The 627-nt window shown below is 41.0% G+C and carries 1 protein-coding gene; it reads right to left on the reverse strand.

Going from position 1 to position 627, the window contains the following annotated elements:
• The coding region (locus tag DNK85_RS11395) for a type II secretion system F family protein (protein WP_208123211.1) at positions 1 to 590 on the reverse strand (590 nt) is incomplete at its 3' end.
• Positions 591 to 627 lie beyond the last annotated feature (37 nt).

Genomic DNA, 627 nt, shown 5'->3' on the forward strand with positions numbered 1-627 from the left:
AGAAAACTTACACCATTAAATGTTTTATAAAGTGACCAGGGGGGAATGTAATCAAGATACTGACGGCCCGGTCCTGTATAACGCGCAAGCGAATATCTGATCAGGAAACACAGTACGATGCAGAAGCAGAGAATATACGTTCCGTTTTCAATCAGGAAACCAGACGTATCTGTCAGTAATCGCATAGAACTTGCCCAGCGTTCTTTCGGTGCGAGAGAAAGGAAAACAGGTGTTATCCTACCGTGGACCACAGACATGTTTGCAAGACAACCAAAAACCAGTACCGATGGATAAATCATCGACATAACAAGAGTCATTGTCATTTCAGAACGACTTCTGACAATTTTTATGGCCTGAACTAACCCTCCCGCAAGGTCGCCGCGAATTTCACCGCTGGATATTAATTGATATTCATCCGCCTTTATATATTTTTTTAATGCTGAAGATATTGCCCCTGTGTTATTCAGTGCATTAAGGCACTCACAACAAATATAGTAGGTTGCAGAAGACCCCGTTTTCTTCCCGTAGTCTGTTTCTACATCAATCAGGTGTGTAAGAGCACGCTTTACATTTATGCCATCATTTAACATTCCAGATAAATCTTCATATAACCTTATTCTGGAATAC

Source organism: Cysteiniphilum halobium, from assembly GCF_003574425.1.
Classification (GTDB): Bacteria; Pseudomonadota; Gammaproteobacteria; order Francisellales; family Francisellaceae; genus Caedibacter; species Caedibacter halobius.